The organism is Terriglobia bacterium (genome assembly GCA_020072845.1).
Taxonomy (GTDB): domain Bacteria; phylum Acidobacteriota; class Terriglobia; order Terriglobales; family Acidobacteriaceae; genus JAIQGF01.
On the sequence record JAIQGF010000007.1, the window covers coordinates 112086 to 138361 of the forward strand.

Sequence of the window (26276 nt, forward strand, 5' to 3'; positions counted from 1 at the left end):
CCGCCCGGAGCCTGAAGCCTGGGTCACTATGGCTCGTTTTTTTAACACGCTGACCGGCCGCGTCGAGGACTTCCAGCCCCTGGAGAACAACCTCGTCCGCATGTACGCCTGCGGCCCGACGGTCTACGACTACGGCCACATCGGGAACTTCCGGACCTTTATCTTCGTGGATCTGCTGCGACGCTTTCTGCGGCAAAGCGGGTTCAAGCTGAAGCACGCGATGAACATCACCGATGTGGATGACAAGATCATCCGCAACGCCGCCAAGCAGGGCGTCAGCGTCCAGGAGTACACGAAGAAATACGAGAAGGCGTTCCTGGAGGACTCGAGCTTTCTCAACATCGAGAAGCCCGAGATCGTGGTGCGCGCCACCGACCATATCAAAGAAATGGCGGAGTTCATCCAGGGGCTGGTGGACGCCGGGCACGCCTACCGCACCGACGACGGCTCTTACTACTTCCGCATTGCTACCTTCCCCAGCTACGGCAAGCTGTCGAAAAAAGATTTCGGAGGGATCATTGAGGGCGCGCGCGTGGACGTGGACGAGTACGACAAGGATAATGCGCGCGACTTCGCCTTGTGGAAGGCGCCCAAGCCGGGCGAGGCGTTCTGGGAGACGCCAATCGGGCCGGGGCGTCCTGGGTGGCATATCGAGTGCTCGACCATGTCCATGCAATATCTGGGCGAGACCTTCGACATCCACTTGGGCGGCGAAGACCTCATATTCCCGCACCACGAGAACGAAATCGCGCAGTCGGAGTCGCTCACGGGAAAGATGTTCGCGCGCTTCTGGATCCACGCTCGCTTTCTGCTGGTCGAGGGCGAGAAGATGTCGAAGTCGCTGGGCAACTTCTATACCCTGCGCGACCTGATTCTGAAGGGCCACAAGCCGTCGTCGCTGCGCTTCCTGCTGACCTCGGTGCCCTACCGCAAGCAGCTCAACTTTACCTTTGACGGACTGAAGCAGGCGGCGCAGGCAGTGGAGCGGCTGCGGAATTTCAAGCTGCGTCTGGAAACGGCGCAGTTCCCTGCCGGCAGCAAACCGGAACTCACCGAGCTTGCGAACACAACGGTGGAGAAGATGAAGGCGGCGCTCGCCGACGATCTGAACACCGCCGAGGCCCTGGGAGCGATGTTCGACATGGTGCGCGAGGCGAACTCGGCCGCCGATGCCGGGCAATTGCGGCAGGAGAATGTCGCTCCCCTGCTGGGCGCGCTGGCATCGTTTGACGAAGTCTTCGCCGTCATGACCGACAATGACGCGGAAAAAGTGCGCCAGGTGCTGCAGTGGGCGAAGCAGGAAGGCCGCATCCAGGAGGCCAGCGAGGAAACGGTGGAAGTCGCAAAATCCATGGAGCTGAGTGACGCCAAGATCGACAACCTGATCGCGCAGCGGCAGGCAGCAAAGAAAACGCGCGATTTCGCGCGCGCGGACGAGATCAGGACCGAACTGGCCTCGGCGGGAATCATTCTGGAAGACACAAAGGACGGCGTTCGCTGGAAGCGGAAATGAACGCTGTTTTGTGGCTGGTGGCTGGTAGTTGGGCCGGAGCTTCTCGCCAGCTACGAACTACCAGCTACCAGCTACGTTTTTCCGGCGGCCGCGACGCGTGCCTTGTGGCGGCGCAAATGCTCGCGGTGCTCGTGTTTGAGGTCGAGGAACTGCACGCCCACCCGCTTTCCGACCTGCGAGCGCACCAGGACGCGGACCACAATCAGTGGATCGTCGGCGTGCGGGCGGTAATGCAGGATAGCCTCGCTGTCGACAGGTAGCTGTGCGTCGGTGAGGAAGGACATGCCATCTTCGCTGACATCAAAAGACTCCGCCTGGAAAACCTGATCGCCGGCCTGGCAGTGAATCTCACACCGAATCGGCCATCGCTCCGACGCTCTGACTCCCGGCATAACTCCCTCGCTGTGCGGCGCAGCATAACTCAGTTTCCAGTTTCTAGTTTCGAGTTTTCTAGAGCGAGTGGGAACTAGAAACCAGAAGCTAGAAACTGGTTCTTACGGCTTGCGTCCGTGGAGCTTGATCGAGGCAACGGCATTGGCCGCGGCCTCGGCGATCGGATCGCTGCCGCAGCAGCCGCTGGGCGCCACCGCGTCGGCCAGTTTCTTGCCGTGCGCGATCTGCGGGATCGAAAGGTCGGTCAGGCCGGCATCGAGCGCCATCAGCACATAGTCGGTCATCATGCTTGCGCCCGCGATGCAGCCGACGTACGCGCTCACGCTGTTCGCGATGTCTTTCGGCAGTTCCTGCAGGAGCACCAGGTCGCCGACCGCGATCCGTCCGCCGGGCTTGAGCACGCGCGCGATCTCGCGGAAAACCGCCGGCTTGTCCACGCTCAGGTTAATGACGCAGTTGCTGATCACCAGGTCCACCGACGCGTCTTCCAGCGGCAGCTTCTCGATGAAGCCCTTGCGGAACTCGACATTGGCGGCGCCCAGCTTATCGGCATTGGCGCGCGCCTGGGCCAGCATGTCGTCGGTCATGTCTACGCCGATGACGCGGCCGGCCGGGCCGACGCGCCGCCACGCGAGAAAGGCGTCGAAACCGGCGCCGCTGCCCAGGTCGAGCACGGTCATGCCCTCGCGAATCTCGGCAAGAGCCAGCGGATTGCCGCAGCCCAGGCCGAGGTTGGCTGCGCCGGCCAGGGCGAGGTCTTCGGCGGAGTAGCCGATGGCGTGGGCGAGGTCAGAGGTCGAGGCGCAGCCGCATGCGGACTGCTCGCCACGCGCCACCGCGCCGTAGTGTTCCTTCACTGCATCCTGAATTTTCATGGCAACGATCCTTTCAGTTGCGTCAGGGCGGCCGGGCGCAGACCGCAACACCCGCTCGATTCCAACGCGTGATTAAATTCGTGCAACATCCGCAGCACGTCAGCGCGGCGGTTTGCCGGAAACGCTTCGGCGACGGCGCGGGCGCGCTCGCGCATAAGCTGATCAATGCGGCGGCGCGCCTTGCGTCCGGCGGCAGTGATGCGCACCATGGCAGCGCGGCCGTCGTCCTGCTGGCCGCGGACGCGCTCCACCATGCCCTGCTTCTCCAGCTTTTCAATGTTGCGGGTCATGGCGCTGGGCGAGATGCGCGATGCGGCGGCCAAATCAGACAAGCGCGCTCCTTCCTGCGCGATGAGGGTGCGCAGGATCGAGGTCTGGCGCGGCGTCATGCCCTCGCAGCAGACTTCGTCGGGCCCGACGCACATGAGGACGCGCTCCAGCCGTTCGAGCTGGTTCCACCAGGCGTCGATGTCGAGGGTGTTGCGCATGAGCGAAAGACTACACCCAAGTATTTGCATGAGTCAAGCAATTTATTTGCCGGCGGCCACACCGCGGCTGCGGTCATGCAGGGCGCGACTTGCGGGAGGGGTCCTCTAGGCGTCCGTGCCGGTGGATCGCTCTTCGATTGCCATGTCCTTAAACTCACTGGATTCGAAGATGTCACCGCATTCGAGGCACTCGACAAATTCCGAGTCCTCTTCGCGGGCCACGATCCGCACACGCGGATGTTCGCACTTATCCATGCTTATGCTCGGCAGGGGAGGTTTGGCGGGTGGTAGCGGCTGGTTCGAGTTCATAGATCCGGTAAGCAACCGGAAATGCCGGGTATTTTAGCCCGCCCCGGAGCGTTGTCAAGAGCTACTCGCGATTCCGGTTGCTGCCCTGGCACCTTTGGTAACCTTAGAGGAAGTTATCGTCCGCCGGGACGTGCGGACGGCGGAAACAAGATAGCCATTTTCCCTGATCTCGACATGGTCGTGGTCGTCACCAGAACCAATCAACAGCCCCGCGGCATGCACGAGCAAACCGACAAAATACTGTCTGACTACGTCCAGGCAGCGGTCCGGCGGTAGCCGTCACCGGACGATATCCGACCAAATTTATCGCCGATCTTTAACCGTTTAATCCGCAATGAGTTACGCTCCAATACCGGATATCACCATTCCCTGTTTTGTGTTGCTTTCAGGCCCTTGCGGCATCTAAAATACATATGCGACCAATTAGGTCGGAAATGTCAGGAGTGGCGAGCGCGTGCTGAAGCTGACCAAGAAAGCCGATTACGGTCTGATCGCCATGCGCTATTTGGCGGAGAACGCCGCGGCCTCGTGCAGCGCCAAGGACATCGCTGAGGCGCACGGCATTCCACCCGAACTGCTGGCCAAGATCCTGCAAAAGCTGGTCAAGGCCAGGTTGCTGACTTCGCACCAAGGTACCAACGGCGGCTACCTGCTGGCGCGGGATGCGCGCACGATTTCCGCTCTCGAAGTCATCAAGGCGATCGAGGGACCGCTGTTCCTGACGTCGTGCGTGACCACGCGCGGCGAGTGCGGCCATACCAGCCGGTGCACGGTCCGCGAGCCGCTGCGCAGGGTCAGCCAGAGTATTGAAGAGGTTTTGAGCAAAATCAATATCGGCGACATGGGTGAACCGACTGCGAGCGTGCTGCCGGAAGAATTAGTGACGTTGAGTTGAACCAAGCAATCATGGAGACTCCGATGAGCGTTGAACAGCAGACGACAACTGGGCACAACGGGGTAAAGCTGCCCATTTATATGGACAACCACGCCACCACGCCGGTGGATCCGCGGGTTTTGGAAGAGATGCTGCCCTACTTCACCGATAAGTTCGGGAATTCGGCCAGCCGTAACCACGTGTTCGGCTGGGTGGCCGAGGAAGCGGTAGAACAGGCGCGCGAGCGCATTGCCAAGCTGGTGGGAGCGACGACCAAGGAAATCATTTTCACCTCCGGCGCCACCGAAAGCGACAATCTGGCGATCAAAGGCGTGGCCGAGATGTACCGCGAGAAGGGCAACCACATCATCACCGCGGTCACCGAGCACAAGGCGGTGTTGGACTCCTGCAAGCGCCTGGAGAAGTATGGTTTCCGGGTCACCTACATGCCGGTGTTGAAGGACGGACTGGTTGACCTGGACGACCTGAAGCGAGCCATGGACGAGAAAACGATCCTGGTGACGCTGATGGCCGCCAACAATGAGATTGGCGTGCTGCAGCCGATCGCGGAAATCGGCAAGCTGTGTCACGAGCGCGGCGTGCTGTTCCACAGCGATGCCACCCAGGCCGTCGGCAAAATTCCCATTGACGTGCAGAAGATGAGCATTGATCTGATGTCCATCTCGGCGCACAAAATGTACGGCCCCAAGGGGGTCGGCGCGCTGTACGTGCGCCGCAAGAACCCGCGCGTGCAGGTATCGCCGATCATTGATGGCGGCGGCCACGAGCGCGGGATGCGCAGCGGCACGCTCAACGTTCCCGGAATCGTCGGTCTGGGCAAGGCCTGCGCCATCTGCCACGAAGAGATGCCGCAGGAGAGCAAGCGTCTCTCAGGTCTGCGCGACCGGCTCAAGGACAAGCTCATGGGCGGCTTGGACGAGGTGTACATCAACGGTTCGATGGAGCACCGCCTGCCCAACAATCTCAACATCAGCTTCGCCTACGTGGAAGGCGAGTCGTTGCTGATGGGCATCAACGACATCGCGGTGTCGAGCGGTTCGGCCTGCACCTCGGCGACGCTGGAACCATCGTATGTATTGAAGGCCCTGGGGACGGGCGACGACCTGGCCCACAGCTCGATCCGGTTCGGCATCGGCCGCTTCAACACGGAGGCCGAGGTGGACTACGTGGCGGATCGGCTCATCGAAGTTGTGCGACGGTTGCGTGAGCTCTCGCCGCTCTACGAGATGGCGAAGGAAGGCATCGATCTGAAGACCGTGTCTTGGGCTGCAGAAGGTTAATGCTGGTCTGTCGGTCCATCAGTCTATCGGTCGTTTGCTGACCGAATGACCGCTAGACCGAGCGACCTGATCACGAGTTCTCAAAGTTTAGGAGAAGATTAAACAATGGCATACAGCGACAAGGTACTGGACCACTACACCAACCCGCGCAATGTTGGCTCGATGGACAAGAGCAGCCAGAAGGTGGGGACGGGTTTGGTTGGCGCGCCCGAGTGCGGCGACGTCATGAAGCTGCAAATCCAGGTCAACCCCGAGACCCGGGTCATCGAGGACGCCAAGTTCAAGACTTTCGGCTGCGGATCGGCGATCGCATCGTCTTCGCTGGCGACCGAGTGGGTGAAGGGCAAAACCGTGGACGAGGCGCTGACGATCAAGAACACGGACATCGTGCGTGAGCTTTCGTTGCCGCCGGTGAAGATTCACTGCTCGGTACTGGCCGAGGACGCCATTCGCGCCGCTATCGGCGACTGGAAGAAAAAGAACGGCGTGGCGGTGCACTCAGAAACGCACGCGCCCATGGCCAAGGCGGGAGACTAGGAATCTGGCGATCGGGTGATCCGGTGATCGGGTGATCATTTCGGGAAAAAGTTCTCGATCACCAGATCACCAGATCATCCGATCACCCGATGGCACTATCATGGCAACTATGACCGACAAGCCGGCAGAGCAGGCGGCCGCGATAACGGTATCGCCAAACGGCGCAGGGCAGCAGGCGGCGCCAGCGGAGAAGCCTGCGTCGGCGGCGCCGGCGCGCGGCATTCAGGTCACCGAGCGCGCATTGGTGAAGATCAAGGCGGCAATGGCGAAGGAAGGCATCTCGCCCGAGCAGGGCGGCTTGCGCCTGGGGGTGCAGGGCGGCGGCTGCTCCGGCCTGACTTACAACATCCGCTTCGACACGCAGCCGCGCGAGCGCGACCGCATCTTCCAGTTCGGCGAGGTGCGCGTCTTCGTGGATCCCAAGTCGTTCATCTATCTGCACGGCATGACCCTGGACTACCAGGAAACGCTGATGCAGCAGAGCTTCGTGTTCGTGAATCCGAACGCGAGCAAGTCCTGCGGCTGCGGCACGTCGTTCAGCTAACAGCAGCGATTAGCCATTAGCGATTAGCAATTAGCTGCGGCACGGCACAGATGGCTAATTGCTAATCGCTAATTGCTGATAGCCGATTTATGAGCACCACGAACAAACCCGAATCCGCGCTGCAGATGTTCGACGAAGGCACGGTCACGCACTCCTGCTGGTCGTGCGGCGACATGCGCGTGGCGCACTTTTGCCAGTCCTGCGGCAAGCTGCAACCTGCGTTACCCGCGGATTACTTCACATTTTTTGGCTTGCCGCGGAAGCTGAATCTGGATACGGCGGCGCTGGAGCACGATTATTACAAGCTCAGCCGGCAGCTGCATCCCGACCTCTACGCGCGCGCCTCGGGGCAGGAACAGAGTTGGAGCCTGGAAAAGAGTTCGCAGCTGAACGACGCCTATCGCACGCTGCGCGACCCCATCACGCGCACCCAGTACTTGCTGAAGCTGCAAGGCGTGCAGTGGGAGGAGCAGTCGAAGGCGGCGACCGACAAGGCCCGGCAGACCGGCGAAGAGAAGAAGCAGGTGATCCCGCCGGAGCTGCTGGAAGAAGTTTTCGAATTGAACATGCAGCTCGAAGAAGCCCGCATGAACAAGAAGATGGGCGAGCGCGATCCCGAGTTGCTGCGCGAGGTGGAAGGCACGCGCAACGACCTCCAGGCCAAGCACGATGCGCTCATGGACGAGCTGCATGGCTACTGGAACGAGTGGGACGCGCTGCCGGAAGACGCCAGTTCCAATGACGCGCAGCGCAAGCCGGTCCTCGACAAGATGGTCGGGCTGCTGAACCGGCGCAGCTATATCCGGAACCTGGTGCGGGACGTGAACGAGGTTTTAGAAGATTAACCACGGATCACCGCGGATTCACACGGATAAGAGAAAGAAAAATGGATCCGTGTTCATCCGTGTAAATCCGCGGTCAAAGTTTTTGACTCATGCCTGAAGAACGCGTTGTAGGAATCGATCTCGGAACCACGAACTCGCTGGTGGCCTTCCTGGGGCCCGAGGGCAAGCCCCAGGTCATCCCCGGCGAGGACGGGTCGAACCTCGTCCCTTCGCTGGTGGCGCTCGACCCCAAGGGCCAGATTATTGTCGGCAATGCCGCACGCAAGTACCTCATCGAGACCCCGGAGCGCGCGGTGTATTCCATCAAAAGGCTCATGGGCCGCGGGGTGGAGGACATCCAGGACGAGTTGAAGCTGTTTCCGTTCCGGGTCGCCGAAGACCTTCAGCCCGGCGAAGTGTTGCGCATCAAGCTGGCCGATAAGGATTACACACCGCCGGAAATCTCCGCGTTCATCCTGCGCCAGCTCAAGCGCAACGCCGAACGCTATTTCGGCGCGCCGGTGAAGAAGGCGGTCATCACCGTCCCAGCGTACTTCAATGATGCGCAGCGCCAGGCGACGAAGGACGCCGGCCGCATTGCCGGCCTGGAAGTTCTGCGCCTGGTGAATGAGCCGACCGCGGCCGCGCTGGCCTACGGGCTCGACAAGCAGCACAACGGGGTGGTCGCGGTGTACGACCTCGGCGGCGGCACGTTCGACATCTCCATCCTGCGCCTCCACGACGGCATTTTCGAAGTGATCTCGACCGCCGGCGACACGCACCTCGGCGGCGACGACATCGACAATCTGCTGATCACCATCGCGCTCGACGACATCCGCGGCGACATGGGTTTGGACTACCGGCGCAACGCCGAAGTCGTGCAGGCGGTGCGCAAGGCGGTGATCGACGCCAAGATCGCGCTCTCGTCCAGCCACAAAACGACGATCGAGATCGACCTCCCCGAGGGCAGGAAGTATCAGCGCGAGATTACGCGCGAGCAATTCGAGGCCCTGATGGAACCGGTTCTGCAGCGCACCGTCGGCCCGGTCAAGCAGGCGATGAAGGACGCCGGCTTCGCGCCGCAGCAGATCGACGAGGTCGCGCTGGTGGGCGGTTCGACGCGCATTCCGCGCGTGCACACCATTGTCAAAGAGCTGTTCCGGCGCGAGCCGCATTCGGAGTTGAACCCGGACGAGGTGGTCGCGCTCGGCGCCGCCGTGCAAGCCAACATTCTCGGTGGCGGCTCGGAAGCCACCCAGGACATGCTGCTGCTGGACGTCACGCCGCTGTCGCTGGGCATCGAGGCGCTGGGCGGCGTGGTGGCAAAGATCATCCATCGCAATTCGACCATTCCGGCCTCGGCCACCGAGCACTTCACCACCGGCGTGGAGGGGCAAACCAACGTTGCCATCCATGTCTTGCAGGGCGAGCGCGAATTGGCCAGGGACAACCGCTCGCTGGCTCGTTTCGACCTGAAGGGCATTCCGCCCATGCCGGCGGGCCTGCCGCGCATCGAGGTGCGATTCCTGATTGACGCCAACGGCATCCTGCACGTCTCCGCGCGCGAGCAGCGCAGCGGCAAGGAAGCGGAAATTTCCGTGCAGCCCAGCTATGGCCTGACCGACGACCAGGTCGAGAACATGATCCTGGAGTCGTTCGACTACGCGGAGGAAGATTTCCGCCAGCGCCAGGTGATCGAGGCGCGCAACGAGGCCAACACCATCCTGACCGCACTGGAGAAGGGCAAGGCCGGCCCGGCGTGGAACCAGCTCACGTCGGATGAGCGCAAGCAGATTGCCAGGCAGGAGAAGGCGCTGCGCGCGGTGATGGGCCAGGACGACCACCACGCCATGCGCTCCGCCATTGACGCGCTGAACCAGGGCACCATGCGTCTGGCAGAACTGATGATGGATTCGGCGGTTTCCTCCGCGCTGAAGGGCAAGACCATGGACGAAGCGGACTTGGGCGAAGGCCCGGAGTCGCCGCATCCCATCGCGCCCGCGGAGATCAAGAGCGGAGACTGACATTGAGGATTTATGGCTGAAGAGAACACCCAAGGAACTGGAGCGGCAACCGTGGACGCACCGGGCGCGAACACCGTCAAGGTGACGTTCTTGCCGGAAGGCAAGACGGTGGAATTCGAGTTGGGCAAGATGCCCTACAAGGACCACGGCAAGCCGGAATCGCTGCTCGACGTGGCGCTGAACCACCACGTGTTTCTCGACCACGCCTGCGGCGGCAACTGCGCCTGCACCACCTGCCACGTGCAGGTGATCAAGGGCGCCGATCTGCTCAGCGAGATGGACGACGACGAGGCCGACCGCCTCGACATGGCCGCCGACCTGCAACTCAACTCCCGCCTGGGCTGCCAGTGTGTCATCACCAAGCCGGGCGAGATCGTGGTCAACGTGCCGGAGTGGAACCGCAACTACGTCTCCGAGGGCGGGGACCACTGAGAAATTTAGTAATTTGGTGATTTAGTAATTTGGTAATTGCTTCACTTGTGCCCTGGCGCGAGTCGCCGATCGCGTGATTGGTTTTCAAATTACCAAATTACGAATTTACGAAATTACCAAATGGAGCGCTATGCCCACTGACCTTCACTGGGACGACACCGAAGACATCGGCCTGCTGCTGGCGGATACCTACCCCGACATCAACCCGCTTGAGGTGCGCTTCACCGATCTTCACCGCATGATTACCGAGCTGCCCACCTTTGTGGACGACCCCAAGAAGTCCACGGAAGGCAAGCTGGAAGCCATCCAAATGGCCTGGAACGAGGAGTACGAAGACCGCCACGCCGCGTGATCGTCAGCCAAAGCAAAGACGCCCACAGTCCGACTGTGGGCGTCTTCAATTTTGCCGTGTCAACTTTCAGCTGCTTCGTTCTTCCTGACGACTGAAGACTTCCGACTGAAGACTCTTGTTTCGTCGCCGGTGCCGCCGGCCCAGGAACGGGCGGCTGCGTCTCCACGCTGGCCTCGCGCAGGAACTTGGCAGCATCCTCCGGTGGCGTCGGATTGATGTAAAACCCCGCACAACGCCAGAGAGTTCCTCGGTTACATCGTTGGCGCTGTATGCGCACGCCCGTCGCGGCTGCTAACGGCACGAGATTTTCGAGTTGGGGCGGGACTCAATCCCTGGCAAGCAGCGCCTCGCGACTGCATCCATTTCGGCACCAGCACCAAAACGAATTTAGAGACCATGAGATAGCGCACCAACCGCTTGGGGCGCGCGGCGCAGCGGGCGTACAAGGGGACATGGACGAAACGCCGACCGATTCATTCGCATTACGGCCGCCGAAGGGAGAATTTATGGAATCGCGTACTCTGAGCACAAGCCGGCCCTCCGTGCCCGATGCTGGCTCTTCTTTCTGTACTTTCTTTTCGCGATGGGTGTGCGTGGCCGCGATCCTGGCGGTGTGTTGTGACATAGGTGCGCCCATGCTCCACGCCGCGAATCTGACCAACACGACGCTGACGCTGTCATCGAATTCGGTGACCGCGGGAACGGTGGTGACCTTTACCGCCGCAGTGTCGAATGGATCTCCGGTCACGACGGGGTTGGTGACATTCTGCGATGCGGCGGCGGCCTTCTGCTTAAACGGGGCGATGCTTGGCACAGCGCAGTTGACACCGTCGGGCACGGCGGTGATCAAGTTTCGGCCTGGCATCGGGAGCCACACTTACAAGGCCGTGTTCAAGGGGACGACGACGGACCTGCCCAGCACGTCGTCAACGCAGACCCTGACGGTGAGCGGGACGTATGCCACGACGACAACAATTTCAGCGTCGGGCGTGCCAGGCAACTACACGCTAACCGGGACGGTAGTTGGCACGGGTAGCCGGGCTCTGTCGCCGACCGGAAGCGTGGAGTTTGTGGACACGACCGCCAGTTCCACGCTGGGGTCGGCGGCGCTGGGGGCGGCCACGCTGGCGGAAGCCTTTGCGTCGCCCGCCGCGTACGCGACCGGCGCTATGCCATTTCCGGTTGCGGTGGGAGACTTCAACGGCGACGGAATATTGGACCTGGCGGTGGCGAACTGGTCCGACAACACGGTGAGCGTGCTGCTGGGGAACAGCGACGGCACCTTCCAGGCGCAGGTGAGTTATGCGACGGATACGAGTCCGTGTTCGCTAGCGGTGGGAGACTTCAACGGCGACGGCAAGCTGGACCTGGCAGTTGCGAATACCAATTCCAGCACGGTGAGCGTGCTGCTGGGGAACGGCGACGGTACCTTCCAAGCGCAGGTCGCTTACGCGACCGGCTCCACTCCTCAGTGGGTTGCCGTGGCAGACTTCAATGGGGACGGTAAGCCGGACTTGGCGGTGGCGAATAACCTTGACAACACGGTGAGTGTGCTGCTGGGGAACGGCGACGGCACATTCCTGGCGCAGGCTACCTATGCGACCCGCGATAAAGCATATTCCGTTGCCGTGGGAGACTTCAACGGGGACGGCCTCTTCGACCTGGTGGTGGCGAATTTCGGCGCCAACTCAGTCAGTGTGCTGCTGGGGAACGGGGATGGCACGTTTCAGACGCAAGTCACCTACCCGACCGGCACCAATCCATACTCCATCGCCGTGGGAGACTTCAATGGTGACGGCCTCTCCGACTTGGCGGTAGTGAATTTCACTTCCGAAACGGTGAGCGTGCTGCTGGGGAACGGGGATGGGACGTTTGGGACGCAGGTCACCTACGCGACGGGCAGCCAGCCATACTTCGTTGCCGTGGGCGACTTCAATGGCGACGGCAACCCGGACCTGGCGGTAACGAACATAATTTCCGACACGGTGAACCTGTTGCTGGGGAACGGCGATGGCACGTTCCAGCCGCCAGTCGCCTACGCGGCGGGGAGCACTCCAATTGGGATCGCGGCGGGAGACTTCAACGGCGACGGCATCCCAGACTTGGCGGTGGCGAATATCATTTCGGATACGGTGAGCGTGCTGTTGAACAACATCACCCAGACCGCGACGGCCACGATCTCCGGCATCTCGGTCCCGGGCTCGGGCGAGGAGCACTTGGTCAAGGCCGTCTATCCGGGTGACGCCAATTTTGCCGCCAGCGAGTCCGGGACGATATCCCTGATTTCAACCCTGACCCCGACGACCCGTGGGCAGCTCCAGCGGCGATCACGGATAACCACTAGCATGATACTGAGTGCCTCTCCGGCTTCGAGCAGTGATATCGGGCAGAAGGTAACGTTGAAGGCGAAGCTGAGTCCCTCTGCGGTGGGCAACTTCACCACGGGTGGCGAGACAATTACCTTCATAAACGGGGCGACGACGCTGGGGACGGGGACACTGTCCTCCGGGGTGGCGACGCTGCGCACGTCACGTCTGGCGGCGGGCAGATACTCCCTGACGGCGGTGTACGCCGGAGACACGAACTTTCTGGCCAGCACCTCGCCGGCGGTGCACTATACGGTGCCGACGAGAGCGCGGCCGGGAGCTACAAAGATTCCGTTTACCAAGAGATAGCGCACGCCGATGCTGGGTACAGCAGGCTTCGAAGGTGGATTGGTCGCGGAAGCTTTCTGGGTCGAGGATTACAAGGTCGGCATCGGCGCCGACTTGCACGCGTCCCTTCTTGCGGGCTTCGGGCGTGCTGCGTCCCAGGCGAAGCGCGGGCATGACGGCGTGCATCAGGGTGAGAGAGCGGCGTGATCGTCAGCCAAATCAAAGACGCCCACGGTCAGATTTGTGGGCGTCTTTCAATTTGCGGAAAGTTTATTTCGTTGCCGGTGCCGCCGGCCCAGGAACGGGCGCCTGCGTCTCCACGCTGGCCTCGCGCAGGAACTTGGCGGCTTCCTCCGGTGGCGTCGGATTGATATAAAACCCCGTGCCCCACTCGAATCCCGCCGTCTTGGTCAACTTGGGCATGAATTCGATGTGCCAGTGATAGTGCTCGTTAAACGGGTCCTGCACCGGCGAGGTATGGATCACCAGGTTGTACGCCGGATTGTCCAGGACGTTGTACGCCTTGGCGAGCAGGCTCTTGAGCGCCCGCGCCAGGTGCTCAAACATCGCCGATGAGGAATTCTCATACGCCGACTCATGCCGCTTGGGCAGGATCCAGGTTTCAAACGGAAACCGCGGCGCATAAGGGGCCATGGTGACGAACTGCTCGTTTTCGCCCACTATGCGGATTCCGTTCTCCAGTTCCTGGCGGATGACGTCGCAGAACACGCACCGTTCCTTGTAGATGTAGTACTGCTTGGCGCCTTCCAGCTCTTCGACCACCTGCTTGGGAAGAATCGGCAGCGCGATCAACTGCGAGTGCGGGTGCTCCAGAGACGCGCCGGCCGCCTCGCCGTGGTTCTTGAAGATCAGGATGTACTTGAACCGCTTGTCCTGCTTGAGGTCGAGGATGCGGTCGCGGAACGCCCACAGCGAGTCCTCGACCCGCCGGTCCTTCATCGTGGCCAAGCTGGCCGCGTGGTCCGGCGTCTCGATAATCACCTCATGCGCGCCGATGCCGTTCATGCGGTCGAACATTCCCTCGGCGCGGCGGTTGAGGTTGCCCTCGATGCCCAGCGCCGGAAACTTGTTCGGCACCACGCGCACGGTCCATCCCGGCGAGTCCTTGGGCGGCGTAGGGCCGCCGTTCGGACTCGGACGGTAGGCCAAAATCTCCGGCGGCGTCTTGCTTTCGTTGCCGTAGCAGAACGGGCAAAATCCGCCCTTGAGCTTGTTCTGCTCCCGGGCGAAGTCAGTGGGACGCTTGGCGCGGTCGGTGGAAATGATGACCCAGCGGCCTACAATCGGATCTTTTCTTAGTTCAGGCAAAGAGGACTCTCCCCCGGTAATGCGCTACCTACGATTCTACGGCATTGGGAAGGCATTTTTGAATAGGGTGATATCCGGAGAGTTATCCTCGGTGTCGTAATACACCGTAAGCACGTCAAAACGCAGGGCTGGCTCGCCCGGCAGGCGGCGGCGAAAATCGCGCGCCACTGCACCAAGATCGCTGCGTTTTTCGTCGTCCACCGCCGCTTCGGCGGGCTTAACGTCGCGCGTGGTGCGGGTCTTGACTTCGATGAAGCAGAGCACGTCGCCATCCCAGCCCACCAAGTCCAACTCGCCCCGATGCCGCGGCGAACGCCAGTTGCGCGCCACCATCACATAGCCAAGCCGTCGCAGATAGAAGTAGGCATCGTCCTCGCCGCGCCGCCCGGTCAGCAGGTGTTCGGGAAGGCGGTCGGGATTTTCGCGGCCCACCGCACCCGCCGCACGGTCCAGCGCATGCGCGAGCTTTTCGACGACTTTGCCGTTCATGCCACCGCAAGACTAGCAAACAACGCGGAGCCAGTCTGTGACGGACGCACTGCCGGCGTTCCCTGAACGGGATTTCCAAGCTGCCATCGGCCGGCGATGCAGGCTGTGGCGGTTGCAAGATTGCAGCGCCCCGTGTAATTTCGGGTGTCGGACCGCGCCGCGAGAGGAGGCGTGCTGTATGGCCCCGCGCCCAGGGTCAACCCTTCCGGATCTGTCTCCGCTCAAGATTGACGACCGCGCCCGCGGCAGCGGCGGCCGGCGCAAATTCCTGCCCTGGTTCGCGGCAGTACTGGGTGCGGTTCTCCTGGTGTCAGCCCTTGTTATCGTGCTGCAGCGCCAGACTCCCCTGGTGGAAGTTGCGGTCGCGCGCACTGCCGGGGACAACGACCGGGTGGCGCTTTTGAATGCGAGCGGCTACGTGACGCCGCGGCGGCGCGCCACGGTTGCCGCCAAGATCACCGCGCGTGTCACCGTCATGAACGCCGAGGAAGGCATGCGGGTACAGCAGGGTCAGGTGCTGGCGCTGCTGGACGACTCCGACGCCCGCGTGCGCCTCAATTCGGCCATCGCCGATCGCGACGCCACTTCCGCCGCGCTGCGCGATCTTGAGGTTAACCTGGCCAACGCAGACCGCGAGTTACGCCGCACCGAAGCGCTGGAAAAGGGGGGCGTCGCCAGCCCGCAGGCACTCGATCTGGCCCGCACCACCGCGGACAGCTATCGCGCCAAGATCGCGCTGGCCAAGGAGCAAATCCGCGCCGCCGACGCCCGCATCAAGGTCGCGCAGCAGGACTTGGACAACTGCACCGTGCGCTCGCCCTACAACGGCATCGTGGTCTCCAAGGACGCGCAGGTCGGAGAAATGGTGTCGCCGATCTCCGCCGGAGGTGGCTTCACGCGTACCGGCATCGCCACGGTTGTGGATATGGACTCCAATGAGATCGAGGTGGACGTCAACGAGTCCTACATCGCCCGGGTTATACCCGGCCAGCCGGTCACCGCCACGCTCGACGCCTATCCCGACTGGAAAATACCCTGTAAGGTCCGCACGGTGATTCCCACCGCCGACCGCCAGAAGGCGACGGTGAAGGTGCGCATTTCTTTTGATAAGCTCGATCCGCGCATTCTGCCCGACATGGGAGTGAAAGTCGCGTTTCTGAGTGACGAGCCCGCGGGCAAGCAGACTGCGGCCAAGCAAGTGGTCGTTCCCAAGTCCGCAGTACGCGACGAAGGCGGGCAGCAGGCGGTTTTCATCTACAAGGATGGCCGCGTGGAACACCGTGCCATCCGCGCGGGCGGCACGCGGGGTGAGGACCAGGTCGTACTGGCCGGCGTTTCGGACGGCGATCAGGTTGTAGTCGGCGGGGCTGAGGGGCTGAAGGATGGCAGCAGGGTGGGGATAAGAAAGTAAGTGGCCAGTGCTCAGTGGCCAGTGGTCAGCGAAACCTAAAGACTGGCCCCTGACCACCGACCACTTGGCCGTTCAGGAGATTCCATGGTCAGGGTTGACGGTCGCGGCGACGGCACCAGCCTGGTCCGGGTACGCGGGCTGGACAAGAAATATCAGCGCGGCAGCGAGGAAATCCACGTGCTGCAGGGCCTGAACCTCGACGTGGACGCCGGCGATTTTGTCGCCTTCATGGGTCCCAGCGGCTCGGGCAAGACGACGCTGCTCAACCTGCTGGGCGGGCTCGACCTGCCTTCGGCCGGCAGCATCACCGTCGCCGGTGACGAGATCACCCGCATGTCTGCGGGCAAGCTGACCAGCTGGCGGGCCCGTCACGTCGGCTTCATCTTTCAGATGTACAACCTCATTCCCGTGCTGACCGCGTTCCAAAACGTGGAACTGCCGCTGCTCTTGACCAGGCTCTCCAAGGCGGAACGGCGACAGCACGTGGAAACCGTGCTCCAGGTGGTTGGGCTGGCTGACCGCATGCATCATTTTCCGCGGCAATTATCGGGCGGCCAGGAGCAGCGTGTCGCCATCGCGCGCGCCATCGTTGCCGACCCCACGTTCCTCCTCTGCGACGAGCCCACCGGCGATCTCGACCGCAAGAGCGCCGACGAGATCATGGACCTGCTCACCCGGCTGGTCAGCGAGCACAAGAAAACCGTGCTGCTGGTCACCCACGATCCGGCCGCGGCCGAGCGCTCCCAGGTGGTGCTGCACCTTAACAAGGGCGTGCTGGAGGAAAAGGTCTGGGCGGAGAAATTGACTGGGGAGAGACAGTGAAATGAAATACCGCCATCTCCTCTTCTCCAACTTGTCGCGGAAGAAGATCCACACCACGCTAACCATCGGCTCTTTCGCGGTGGCGCTATTCCTGTTTGGACTGCTGGCAGTGGTGCGCGGCGCTTTCAATCAGGGGTTGGACGTGGCAGGCGCCAACCGGCTCGTCATCATTAACAAAGTTTCGCTCATTCAGCCGTTGCCCATCTCCTACAAGGAGCGCCTTCTCCAGATCCCGGGGGTGAAGGCCGTCACGCACGCCAACTGGTTCGGCGGCGTTTACCAGGACGAGCGCAACTTCTTCCCGCAGTTCGCCATTGACACCGAAACCTATCGCGCCATGTTCCCCGAGTTCGTCATGCCGGACGAGCAATGGAAAGCCTTCCTCGCCGACCGCGAAGGCGTCATCGCGGGCGAGGACTTGGTGAAACGTTTTCACTGGAAGGTCGGCGACCGCGTACCCATCAAAGGCACGATTTTCCCCGGGACATGGGAATTCAACATTCGCGGCATTTATCATGGCAGCCGCCAGGCCGACGACACCACCCAATTCTGGTTTCACTACAAGCTTCTGGAGGAACGGCAAAACCAGTACTGGCATGGGCTGGTCGGCTGGTACACGGTGCGCATTGACAATCCCGACCACGCAGTGAGGATCGCCAAGGCGATTGACGAAAGTTTCGCCAACTCGCCCTGGGAGACGAAAACGGATACCGAGAAGGCCTTTGCCGCATCGTTTGTGAAGCAGGCAGGCAATATCGAGTTCCTGATGCTCAGCATCGGAGGCGTGGTCTTCTTCACCCTCCTGCTGGTCACCGGCAACACCATGGCGATTGCGGTGCGCGACCGCGTCCGCGAACTGGCGGTGCTCAAGGCGGTGGGATACTCCGACAAATTTGTCCTCGGCATGATATTGGCAGAATCGTTGCTGCTGGCATTGGTAGGCGGCGGCATCGGCATTCTGCTCGCGAAACTTCTTACCCTGAACGGCGACCCTACCCGGGGCATGCTGCCCTTCTTCTATTTGGCGCCCGGCGCGGCGGTCGCCGGCATCGCCCTCGCGCTGCTGGTCGGCATCCTCGGTGGAATTCTGCCCGCACTCTCGGCCATGCGGCTCAGGGTCGTGGACGCTTTGCGGAGCGTGTGAACCATGGCGATCCCTCTGACCTACAACCTCCGCAGCTTGCGCGTGCGCTGGACGTCCACCGTGGTTGCCGTACTCGGCATTGCGGGCACGGTTGGCGTGTTCGTCGCCATGTTGTCTTTAGCCAAGGGATTTAAATCCACCCTGGTTTCCTCCGGCTCGCCGCGCAACGCCGTGGTGCGCCGTGCGGGCGCCACGTCGGAGATGGACAGCGCTGTCTCGGTGGACCACGTCAAGATCATCGAAGAGGCGGGCGGCGTGGAGCGCGGCGCCTCCGGCCCGCTGGTCAGCCCGGAAACTGTAGTTGTCGCCGCATTTCCTCTGAAGTCGACCGGGACCGACGCCAACGTTCAGGTGCGCGGCGTCTCCCCGAAGGCCTTGCAGGTCCGCGACAACGTCAAGATTGTTTCCGGGCGCATGTTCGAGCCCGGCCTCAACGAGCTGGTAGTCGGCCGCTACGTCGCCGGCACGTACGCTGGACTTGAACTCGGAAACACGGTGAAGTTTGGCGGCGGCAGCTGGACGGTGGTAGGCGTGTTTAACGCCGGCGGCAGCGCCTTCGACTCAGAGATCTGGGCCGACGCCAATGTCGTGAAGGACGTTTACAAGCGCCCTCCGGCGAACTTCTCCTCGCTGACTGTGCGCCTCACCTCACCGGACGCGTTCAAGGCCTTCAAGGACGCGCTCACCTCCGACCCGCGCCTCTCCGTCCAGGCGGACCGCGAGATCGAGTACTACGATAAGCAATCGCGGGCGATCACTAATCTCATCCTCGTGCTCGGGACCATGGTGGGCATTGTCATGGGGATCGGCGCGGTGTTTGGCGCGCTCAATACCATGTACTCGGCGGTCGCCGAGCGCACCCGGGAAATCGCCACCATGCGCGCCCTGGGTTTCGGCGCGGGCAGCGTGGTCTCATCCTTTGTTTTCGAAGCCCTGTGCATCGCGTTCATTGGCGGCGTGCTCGGCTGCCTTGCGATCCTGCCGCTCAACGGGCTCACCACCGGCACCATGAACTGGCAGACCTTCTCGCACCTGGCGTTTGCGTTTCGGGTTACGCCCGCGCTGCTCGCCGGAGGCGTTGTATTTGCGCTGCTGATGGGCATCGTCGGCGGTGTGCCACCGGCTGTCCGCGCTGCCCGCGCCCGCGTCGCCGTCGCCCTGCGGGAACTCTGAAGAACGGGTCCCCGACGAATCTCCGAGGTTTGTAGCACGGTTGCGCAGGCGTCACGCGGCGTCCGGCAGTTGTGCGGAAAGACGTTGACCAGGGACGAATAGGCAAGGCGGCAGTGAGGAACCAGGGCTAAAAACAACAAGTGCCGGAGGGCGGGGATGATCGGCCTATGAAAGGGAACCGCTATGAAAACCCCACCCGGTCCGGCAAACCTGGCCACAGTGTGAGCCCGTGGGAGCCAATCACGGTGTGATGCGGGTCACAATCAAGGGTGATGAGTATTCAAGTTGGGAAATCGGCCCGAACAAGGCGGGAGCCGGGGTAATCCCCGGAACGGAAAAAAGCTCCGTTCCGGCCCAGGTAGGGCAGTCGCGGGCGCGGGTTGCGCATCTTATACACCAGGACTGCGTTCTTACGCGCAGGCGAATTCACCTCTATGCCAAATTCAAACCGATCCTCCGTGGCCCTCATCGTAATTCTCATTGCGTCCGGATTGCTGGGCATGGTTTTCGGGCAGCGTGTACAAACGGCGCAGAACGAGGACGCCGACATGCAGCAAAACCTGCGCCACTTCACGCAGGTGTACGACGTGGTAGAACAGAATTACGCCGAGCCGGTCAAGCCCGACAAGGCAATCTATGACGGGGCGATCCCGGGCATGCTGCGCGCGCTGGACCCGCATTCGACGTTCTTCGACCCCAAGGCGTTCGCGCAGCTCAATGAAGAGCAACGGGGCAACTACTTCGGCGTTGGCATGGAGATCGGCCCGCGCGGCAACAGGATCGTAGTGATCTCGCCGTTTGTTGGCGCACCCGCGTACAAAGCAGGAATTCGCGCCGGCGACGTCATCATGGCGGTGGACGGGAAGCCCACCGACAACATGACCACGGGCGAAGTTGCCGACCTGGTGAAGGGCCCGCGGGGATCGCAGGTGCACATCAGCATCCTGCGCGAAGGCGCGCCGAAGCCGCTGGAGTTCACGCTGACGCGCGACGAAATTCCACGGCACAGCGTGGATGTGCATTTCCAGGTGCGGCCGGGGATCGGTTATCTGCACATCAGTTCCTTCATCGAAACCACCGAACACGAACTCGACATGGCACTGGCGGAGTTCGGGAACCTGAATGGGTTGATTCTCGACCTGCGACAGGACCCGGGCGGTTTGCTGAAGGAAGCGGTGGCGGTGGCGGACAAGTTCCTGCCCAAGGGCGCGGTGGTGGTGTCGCAGCGCGGGCGGTCGTCGCCGGAAATCGTGTATCGCGCCAAGAACGGCAACGCCGGCAAGAACTACCCGATTGTCGTGCTGGTCAACCGCGGCACGGCTTCAGCGGCGGAAATCGTATCGGGCGCGATCCAGGACCACGACCGCGGGCTGGTGCTGGGTGAAAACACATTCGGCAAGGGGCTGGTGCAAACGGTGTACCCGCTGTCCGACCACACAGGTCTGGCGCTGACCACGGCGAGGTACTACACACCGAGCGGCCGCCTGATCCAGCGAAAATATACCGGCATGTCACTCTACGACTACTACTACGGCGCGGGGAGCCAGGACAACACCGCCGGGCGCGAGGCCAAAGCCACCGATAGCGGGCGTACCGTGTACGGGGGCGATGGCATCACGCCGGACGTGAAGTTCGCCGAGCCGAAGCCGAACGCATTCCAGACTGAGATGCAGATCCACTACGTGTTCTTCGATTTTGCCAAGCGTTACCTGAGCAGCCGTCCGATCTCGCGCAGCTTCACCGTCGATGATCAGGTGCTGCAGCAATTCCGGGAATTCCTCAACGCCAATAAAGTGCCGTGGACCGAGGCCGACCTGCAGCAGAACCTGGATTGGGTGAAGTCGAACGTCAAAGGCGAGTTGTTTACCGAAGCATTTGGCCTCGACGCCGGCCTGCAAGCCAGAGCGGAGGCGGACCCCGAAGTGGCCAAGGCACTCGAGCTTTTACCGCAGGCAAAACAACTGACCGAGAACGCGCGGCGCGTCATCGCTGCCCGCTCAACCGGCGGCGACGCGGGCAGACAATAGCGGGTAACGCAGCTTTTTGGCCACTTTTCAGAGGAGAGGCGTTAGTACAGTCCCAGATAGGCGGCGCGGACCTGCTCGTTGTTTAACAATTCCTCCGCCGACCCTTGCAGAATGACCGCGCCATTTTCGACCACGTAGCCGCGCTTGGAGACGCTCAGGCCGTCGACGACGTTCTGTTCCACGACCATGACGGTGACGCCCTTTTCCCCGATTTGGCGGATTTTCTGGAAAACCTCCTCCACCAGCTTGGGCGCCAGTCCGAGAGAGGGTTCGTCGAGCAGGAGCAGCTTCGGTTCCGACATCAGCCCGCGCGCGATGGCCACCATCTGCTGCTCACCGCCCGACAAGGTTCCCGCCATTTGTTTGCGGCGCTCCTTCAGAACCGGAAACATCGTGAACTGCTCTTCCATCAACAGCGGAATTCTGGGGCGCGTGCGCTGGATGTAGGCGCCAAGCGCGAGGTGCTCTTCCACCGTCATGTAGGGAAACAGTTGCCGGCCCTCGGGTACGTGGCTGATGCCGCGCGCTACGATTTCGTGCGCCGGCGTCTTGGCGATATTCTGCCCTTCGAAGCTGACGGCACCCTTGGTCGCGCGCAGCAGGCCGCTGATCACGCGCAAGGTCGTGGTTTTTCCCGCGCCGTTGGCGCCAATCAGGGTCACGATCTCGCCGCGGTTCACGGTCAAAGTGATGTTGAACAACGCCTGGAAATCGCCGTACGCGGCTTCAACCTCCGTCAACTCCAGCAGCGGAGTATTTCCGTTGGCGCTCATTTCAGCAATTCCTTGTACTTCACTCCCAGGTAGGCCGCGATCACTTCCGGCCAGCGAACCACGTCCTGCGGCTTGCCTTCCGCGATCTTGACGCCGTGGTCGAGCACCACCACGCGATCGGCGATCTTCATCACCACTTGCATCACGTGCTCGACGCCGCCAATGGCCGCGATGCCCCACTCCGGCAGGCGCTTCAGCAGGTCCGCCAGTTTCAGCGCTTCCACCGTCGGCAAGCCGGCCACGACTTCGTCCAGCAGGATCAACTTCGGTTTGGTCGCCAGTGCGCGCGCAATCTCCAGCCGTTTCATCATCGCCACTCCCATGCCGCGCGCCGGCAGGTGCATGACCTTCCCCATGCCGAGAAATTGCAGCACCTTGGCTGCCTCCTGCGCGGCCACATGCGGCGACGGCGTATGCAGGAACGCTCCCAACATGGCGTTCTCCAGCACCGTCAGGTTGCGCAACGGTTTGACGAGCTGGAAGGTGCGGCCGAGACCCAGCTTCGCGGCCTTGTCGGGCGATGAATGCGTGATGTCGCGCCCGTCAAAGATGATCTGCCCCGCATCGGCCTGGTGCACGCCGGTGATCAGGTTAAAGAGCGTCGTCTTGCCGGCGCCGTTGGGCCCGACGATGAACGCGATTTCGCCGGCCTCCACCGCCATCGAGACCTCCGAGACGGCCTTCAGTCCGCCAAACCGCTTGCTCACGTTCTTGATTTCCAGCAACGCCATAGGCAAGAATCTCGGAACTTACAACTCACTCCGACTGCGGTTGCGGTAGCGGCACGCGTTTGCTCTCCTCCGCCGGTCCGGGCGGCGGCGTACTCGAAAACGGCGTGACTGGCCCAGGCCTGAACCAGCGCAGCTTCCGGCTCAACGTCCCCACAATGCCTTCCGGCAGGAACAGCACCACCAGCACCACCAGGATGCCGTAGATCAGCAGGTGCGCTTCTTTGAAGATGTTCTTGAACACTTCCGACGCCGTCTCCAGCACCAGCGATCCCACCACCGGCCCCAGTAGCGTCCCGGCGCCGCCCAGCATCGGCAAAATCGCGATTTCGACCGACACTTCAATTCCAAACATCTGGTCGGGCACGATGAACAGGAAGAGGCTGGCGTAGAGCGCGCCGGCCAGTGCCGACACGGCCGCGCTGAGCAGCAGTGCCCACAGTTTCACCCTTGCGGTATTCACGCCTACGGACAGCGCCGTGTCCTCGTCCTCGCGGATGGCCATCAGGTAATAGCCGAAGCGCGACCGCTCCACCCAGTAGTTGAGCGCGAACGCGGCGATGGCCAGCACCACGCAGGCGTAATAAAACGACACCATCGTGTTGCGCGGAAACAGCGACGGCACCGCCGCGCCGACGTCACCACCGGTAACATCGGGCAGGTTCTTGGCGATCAGCCGCACCACCTCAGCGAAAGCGATGGTCGCCAGGCAGAAGTAGGGTCCGCGCAAGCGGAAGGAGACGCTACCGATAATCACGGCGGCGACCAGAGCGAGAACCACGCCCCCACCAATCGCCAGCCATGGCGACACCTTCTGGCTCAGCAGCGCCAGTCCGTATGCGCCAATGCCGAAGAACGCGGCGTGGCCCAGTGACAACTGCCCGGTATATCCGCCGACCAAATTCCACGCCAGACCGAGCGTGGCGAACAGAAACAGCCGGAAGATGACCTGGAGGAAGTAGTCGTTGTGCAGGAACAACGGGATGACGAGCGCCACCGCGAATATCGCCGCGCCGATCATCACCTGCGGGCGCTTCATACGCGCTGGCTCCCGAAAATGCCGCTGGGCTTGAACGACAGCACAAGAATAAAGATGACGAAGTCCACCACCAGCGCCCACTCATTGCCCCAGTACAGGCTGGTGAGACTCTCGACCACGCCCAGCACCAGGCCCGCGGCCGCTGCGCCCTCGATCGATCCCATGCCGCCCATCACCACCATCAGGAACGACTTCAGGTTGAACAGGTGGCCGACGTCCGGATACAGATAGAAAACCGGCAACAACAGTCCGCCGGCAATTCCCGCCGCCGCCGCTCCCAGCCCAAACGTGACCGCCTGCACGCGGTGGACGTTGATGCCCATCAGCGGCGCTGAATAGGGATTCTGCGCGATGGCGCGCGCCGCGCGACCGAACATGGTGCGCATCACGAACATGTACAGCCCGGCTGCCGCCAGCATCGCGATCCCGAACGAAATCACCCACGGCGCATTGAGCGAAATCTGCGATCCCAGCCGGAAGTTCTTGCCGAGGAGCGGAAAGTTGAGCTGGTGATAATCAGCGCCGAAGATCAGCAGAATGCTGTCGACGCAAATCAGCGACACGCCCAGCGTGAGCAGGATGATCATGAACTCGGCCTGCACCGGAACGTGCCGCACCAAGCCCGCATAGACCGCCGCGCCGATGGCGAACAGCAGCATCCCGGCGGCAAGGAAGCCAAAATATGGATTGACGTGGCCGTACTCGAAGATCACCCAGGTGGCGTACATGCCGAGCATGAGGAAGGCGCCGTGGGCGAAGTTCACGATGCGCATGACGCCGAATATCAGCGCCATGCCCATCGCGATCAGCGCGTACAGCGATCCCGTCAGCAAGCCGTTCAGGACCGCCTGCAAAAAAGGATAGAACCAGTCCACCGCGTTACCCCGCCCGCAACTCGCTGTTTACAGCTCGCCCGACTTCTTACGCTGGCTCCATGTCGGTGTGGGATAAATCGGCTTGGCTTCGGCCGCATCCAGGGGCCAGACCACCTTGTATTTCTGGTCCTGGACTTGCGTCACCAAGGTCGGGTGCGCGTTCTGACCTGTGGCGTCGAACTTGATGGAGCCGAACGGCGTGGTGGGCATATCGGTCTTGCGGACCTCATCGCGGATGGCCGCCGGCGATGTCATGTTCTTTTTCATGGCTTCCGCCGCGACCATCAGCGCGATGTACGCCTCGAGCGCATGGAACGACGGATGCGTTTTCGTCAACTGAAAAAATTTCTCATCGAACTCTTTCGAGCCCGCCCATTTCGCCGACGGCAGCCACTGCGCCACCGAGAAAGTGTAGTTGGCGTACTTGCCGGCGCCCTTCTCCGTCGGGAAATCCGCCACCGCAAAACCGGTGCCGGCGGAGGTGTAGTACTTCGGGTTGAAGGTCCCCTGCTCGGATTGCCGCATCAGCGTGGTCGCGTCCAGCAGGTAGGAGGCGAAATACACGACCTCCGGGTTCTTCGACTTCACCCGCTGCAGCAGCGACTTATAGTCGGGCGAGCTGGTCTGGTAGGCCTCGGTGTCCACAAGGTTCATTCCGTCAGCGGTTGCTGCTTCGCTCATAGATTTGAAATTCGCCTGGCCGAAATTCGTGTTCTCATACACGATGGCCAGGTTTTTCGGGTTGCCGTTGTTCTTCAGAAAATCCAGCGTCGACTTGGCATAATCGCCCGAGCCCGCGCACAGCCGGAAGATCCACTGCGACCCGGTCTGCATGATGTTGTCCGCGACCGCCGTCGGAATGATGAGCGGAACCTGCTTCGCGGTCACAACCGGAACGATGGCGCGCGTGCTCTCGGAGGAATACGATCCCAGGATGATGGGCACGTGGTCCTGGTCGACCAGCTTGTTGACGCCCTGCACCGCCTGGTCGGGCTTGCTCTGGTCGTCGTAAAAATCCAGCTCGACTTTCTTGCCGTTGATTCCGCCCTTGGCGTTCAACTCTTCCAGCGCGATGGCGTAGCCGTTTTTGTGAGCCTGGCCGAACGCAGCCTGGCTACCGGTCAATGAGCTGATCACGCCGATCTTGACGGTGTTGCCGCCACCTTTGTTCTGGCAGCCGACCAGGACAGCGACACTCAACAATACGATGATGACGAGGACAGCAGAGGTTCTGGGGCGCATGACCACTCCTCCACAAGAGATTGATCCGAACTGGGGTTGCAGGCCCCCTTGATCGTGAGTGGAGATTGTACGCTTCCGAGCCCATGAACGGCGACAGGCGCCGG

General features: G+C 61.9%; 26 protein-coding genes. 15 read left to right on the top strand and 11 right to left on the bottom strand.

The window, feature by feature from the left end; all coding sequences use genetic code 11:
- Positions 1 to 28 precede the first annotated feature (28 nt).
- Complete coding sequence (gene cysS, locus LAN70_06930; protein MBZ5510888.1) at positions 29 to 1513, top strand: cysteine--tRNA ligase; 1485 nt, start codon at positions 29 to 31, stop codon at positions 1511 to 1513.
- 71 nt (positions 1514 to 1584) lie between these two features.
- On the opposite strand, the gene LAN70_06935 is transcribed toward cysS, so the two are convergent.
- From LAN70_06935 to LAN70_06950, 4 genes are all read right to left on the bottom strand, one after another.
- Positions 1585 to 1905: a PilZ domain-containing protein gene (locus LAN70_06935; protein ID MBZ5510889.1), complete on the bottom strand. Its 321-nt coding sequence runs from the start codon at positions 1903 to 1905 to the stop codon at positions 1585 to 1587.
- Positions 1906 to 2007: 102 nt separating this feature from the next.
- Positions 2008 to 2781: an arsenite methyltransferase gene (arsM, locus tag LAN70_06940; protein MBZ5510890.1), complete on the bottom strand. Its 774-nt coding sequence runs from the start codon at positions 2779 to 2781 to the stop codon at positions 2008 to 2010.
- Positions 2778 to 3269 (bottom strand): MarR family winged helix-turn-helix transcriptional regulator, encoded by a 492-nt coding sequence (locus LAN70_06945; GenBank protein MBZ5510891.1) that lies wholly within the window; start codon positions 3267 to 3269, stop codon positions 2778 to 2780. Before LAN70_06945 ends, arsM begins: the two co-directional genes overlap by 4 nt.
- Before the next feature lie 105 nt (positions 3270 to 3374).
- The gene (locus tag LAN70_06950) at positions 3375 to 3524 is read right to left on the bottom strand and encodes a hypothetical protein (protein MBZ5510892.1); all 150 of its coding nucleotides are present in this window, start codon (positions 3522 to 3524) and stop codon (positions 3375 to 3377) included.
- A gap of 508 nt (positions 3525 to 4032) precedes the next feature.
- On the opposite strand from LAN70_06950, the gene LAN70_06955 reads away from it, so the two are divergent.
- The 9 genes from LAN70_06955 to LAN70_06995 all read left to right on the top strand — a co-directional run bounded on the left by LAN70_06955 (position 4033) and on the right by LAN70_06995 (position 13141).
- Entirely contained in the window at positions 4033 to 4473 is a 441-nt protein-coding gene (locus tag LAN70_06955) for an SUF system Fe-S cluster assembly regulator (GenBank protein ID MBZ5510893.1), read from the top strand.
- A gap of 23 nt (positions 4474 to 4496) precedes the next feature.
- Positions 4497 to 5753: an IscS subfamily cysteine desulfurase gene (locus LAN70_06960; protein ID MBZ5510894.1), complete on the top strand. Its 1257-nt coding sequence runs from the start codon at positions 4497 to 4499 to the stop codon at positions 5751 to 5753.
- Positions 5754 to 5858: 105 nt separating this feature from the next.
- On the top strand, positions 5859 to 6290 hold the full coding sequence (gene iscU, locus LAN70_06965; protein ID MBZ5510895.1) for a Fe-S cluster assembly scaffold IscU: 432 nt from the start codon (positions 5859 to 5861) through the stop codon (positions 6288 to 6290).
- Between the two features lie 100 nt (positions 6291 to 6390).
- Complete coding sequence (locus LAN70_06970; GenBank protein MBZ5510896.1) at positions 6391 to 6834, top strand: iron-sulfur cluster assembly accessory protein; 444 nt, start codon at positions 6391 to 6393, stop codon at positions 6832 to 6834.
- Between the two features lie 125 nt (positions 6835 to 6959).
- Positions 6960 to 7679 (top strand): Fe-S protein assembly co-chaperone HscB, encoded by a 720-nt coding sequence (gene hscB / locus LAN70_06975; GenBank protein ID MBZ5510897.1) that lies wholly within the window; start codon positions 6960 to 6962, stop codon positions 7677 to 7679.
- Positions 7680 to 7768: 89 nt separating this feature from the next.
- Positions 7769 to 9682, top strand: coding sequence for a Fe-S protein assembly chaperone HscA (gene hscA / locus LAN70_06980; protein ID MBZ5510898.1), 1914 nt, complete (start codon positions 7769 to 7771; stop codon positions 9680 to 9682).
- 12 nt (positions 9683 to 9694) lie between these two features.
- Positions 9695 to 10114, top strand: a complete 420-nt coding sequence (locus tag LAN70_06985; GenBank protein MBZ5510899.1) for a 2Fe-2S iron-sulfur cluster binding domain-containing protein — start codon at positions 9695 to 9697, stop codon at positions 10112 to 10114.
- Positions 10115 to 10244: 130 nt separating this feature from the next.
- A complete protein-coding gene (iscX, locus tag LAN70_06990; protein ID MBZ5510900.1) occupies positions 10245 to 10466 on the top strand; it encodes a Fe-S cluster assembly protein IscX in 222 nt (73 codons plus the stop codon).
- Positions 10467 to 11101: 635 nt separating this feature from the next.
- A complete protein-coding gene (locus LAN70_06995; GenBank protein ID MBZ5510901.1) occupies positions 11102 to 13141 on the top strand; it encodes an FG-GAP-like repeat-containing protein in 2040 nt (679 codons plus the stop codon).
- 249 nt (positions 13142 to 13390) lie between these two features.
- Here LAN70_06995 and galT read toward each other — a convergent pair whose 3' ends face one another.
- Together galT and LAN70_07005 are read right to left on the bottom strand one after the other, a co-directional pair.
- Entirely contained in the window at positions 13391 to 14449 is a 1059-nt protein-coding gene (galT, locus tag LAN70_07000) for a galactose-1-phosphate uridylyltransferase (GenBank protein ID MBZ5510902.1), read from the bottom strand.
- A 36-nt stretch (positions 14450 to 14485) separates the two neighbouring features.
- A complete protein-coding gene (locus tag LAN70_07005; GenBank protein ID MBZ5510903.1) occupies positions 14486 to 14938 on the bottom strand; it encodes a YraN family protein in 453 nt (150 codons plus the stop codon).
- A gap of 178 nt (positions 14939 to 15116) precedes the next feature.
- Between LAN70_07005 and LAN70_07010 the strand changes: the two genes are divergently transcribed.
- The 5 genes from LAN70_07010 (at position 15117) to LAN70_07030 (ending at position 21515) form a co-directional block, all read left to right on the top strand.
- Positions 15117 to 16349: an efflux RND transporter periplasmic adaptor subunit gene (locus tag LAN70_07010; protein MBZ5510904.1), complete on the top strand. Its 1233-nt coding sequence runs from the start codon at positions 15117 to 15119 to the stop codon at positions 16347 to 16349.
- A gap of 84 nt (positions 16350 to 16433) precedes the next feature.
- Entirely contained in the window at positions 16434 to 17171 is a 738-nt protein-coding gene (locus tag LAN70_07015) for an ABC transporter ATP-binding protein (protein MBZ5510905.1), read from the top strand.
- Position 17172: 1 nt separating this feature from the next.
- Complete coding sequence (locus LAN70_07020; protein ID MBZ5510906.1) at positions 17173 to 18315, top strand: FtsX-like permease family protein; 1143 nt, start codon at positions 17173 to 17175, stop codon at positions 18313 to 18315.
- Positions 18316 to 18318: 3 nt separating this feature from the next.
- Positions 18319 to 19488, top strand: coding sequence for an ABC transporter permease (locus LAN70_07025; protein MBZ5510907.1), 1170 nt, complete (start codon positions 18319 to 18321; stop codon positions 19486 to 19488).
- Positions 19489 to 19922: 434 nt separating this feature from the next.
- Positions 19923 to 21515, top strand: a complete 1593-nt coding sequence (locus LAN70_07030) for a S41 family peptidase (GenBank protein MBZ5510908.1) — start codon at positions 19923 to 19925, stop codon at positions 21513 to 21515.
- A gap of 41 nt (positions 21516 to 21556) precedes the next feature.
- Here the strand turns inward: LAN70_07030 and LAN70_07035 are convergent, their stop codons facing one another.
- The 5 genes from LAN70_07035 to LAN70_07055 are packed head-to-tail and all read right to left on the bottom strand — an operon-like array spanning position 21557 to position 26172.
- Positions 21557 to 22264 (bottom strand): ABC transporter ATP-binding protein, encoded by a 708-nt coding sequence (locus LAN70_07035; protein ID MBZ5510909.1) that lies wholly within the window; start codon positions 22262 to 22264, stop codon positions 21557 to 21559.
- A gap of 20 nt (positions 22265 to 22284) precedes the next feature.
- Positions 22285 to 23019: an ABC transporter ATP-binding protein gene (locus LAN70_07040; GenBank protein ID MBZ5510910.1), complete on the bottom strand. Its 735-nt coding sequence runs from the start codon at positions 23017 to 23019 to the stop codon at positions 22285 to 22287.
- 25 nt (positions 23020 to 23044) lie between these two features.
- Entirely contained in the window at positions 23045 to 24055 is a 1011-nt protein-coding gene (locus LAN70_07045) for a branched-chain amino acid ABC transporter permease (protein ID MBZ5510911.1), read from the bottom strand.
- Positions 24052 to 24930, bottom strand: coding sequence for a branched-chain amino acid ABC transporter permease (locus tag LAN70_07050; GenBank protein ID MBZ5510912.1), 879 nt, complete (start codon positions 24928 to 24930; stop codon positions 24052 to 24054). Before LAN70_07050 ends, LAN70_07045 begins: the two co-directional genes overlap by 4 nt.
- A gap of 27 nt (positions 24931 to 24957) precedes the next feature.
- Positions 24958 to 26172, bottom strand: a complete 1215-nt coding sequence (locus LAN70_07055; GenBank protein ID MBZ5510913.1) for an ABC transporter substrate-binding protein — start codon at positions 26170 to 26172, stop codon at positions 24958 to 24960.
- Between the last annotated feature and the right edge of the window lie 104 nt (positions 26173 to 26276).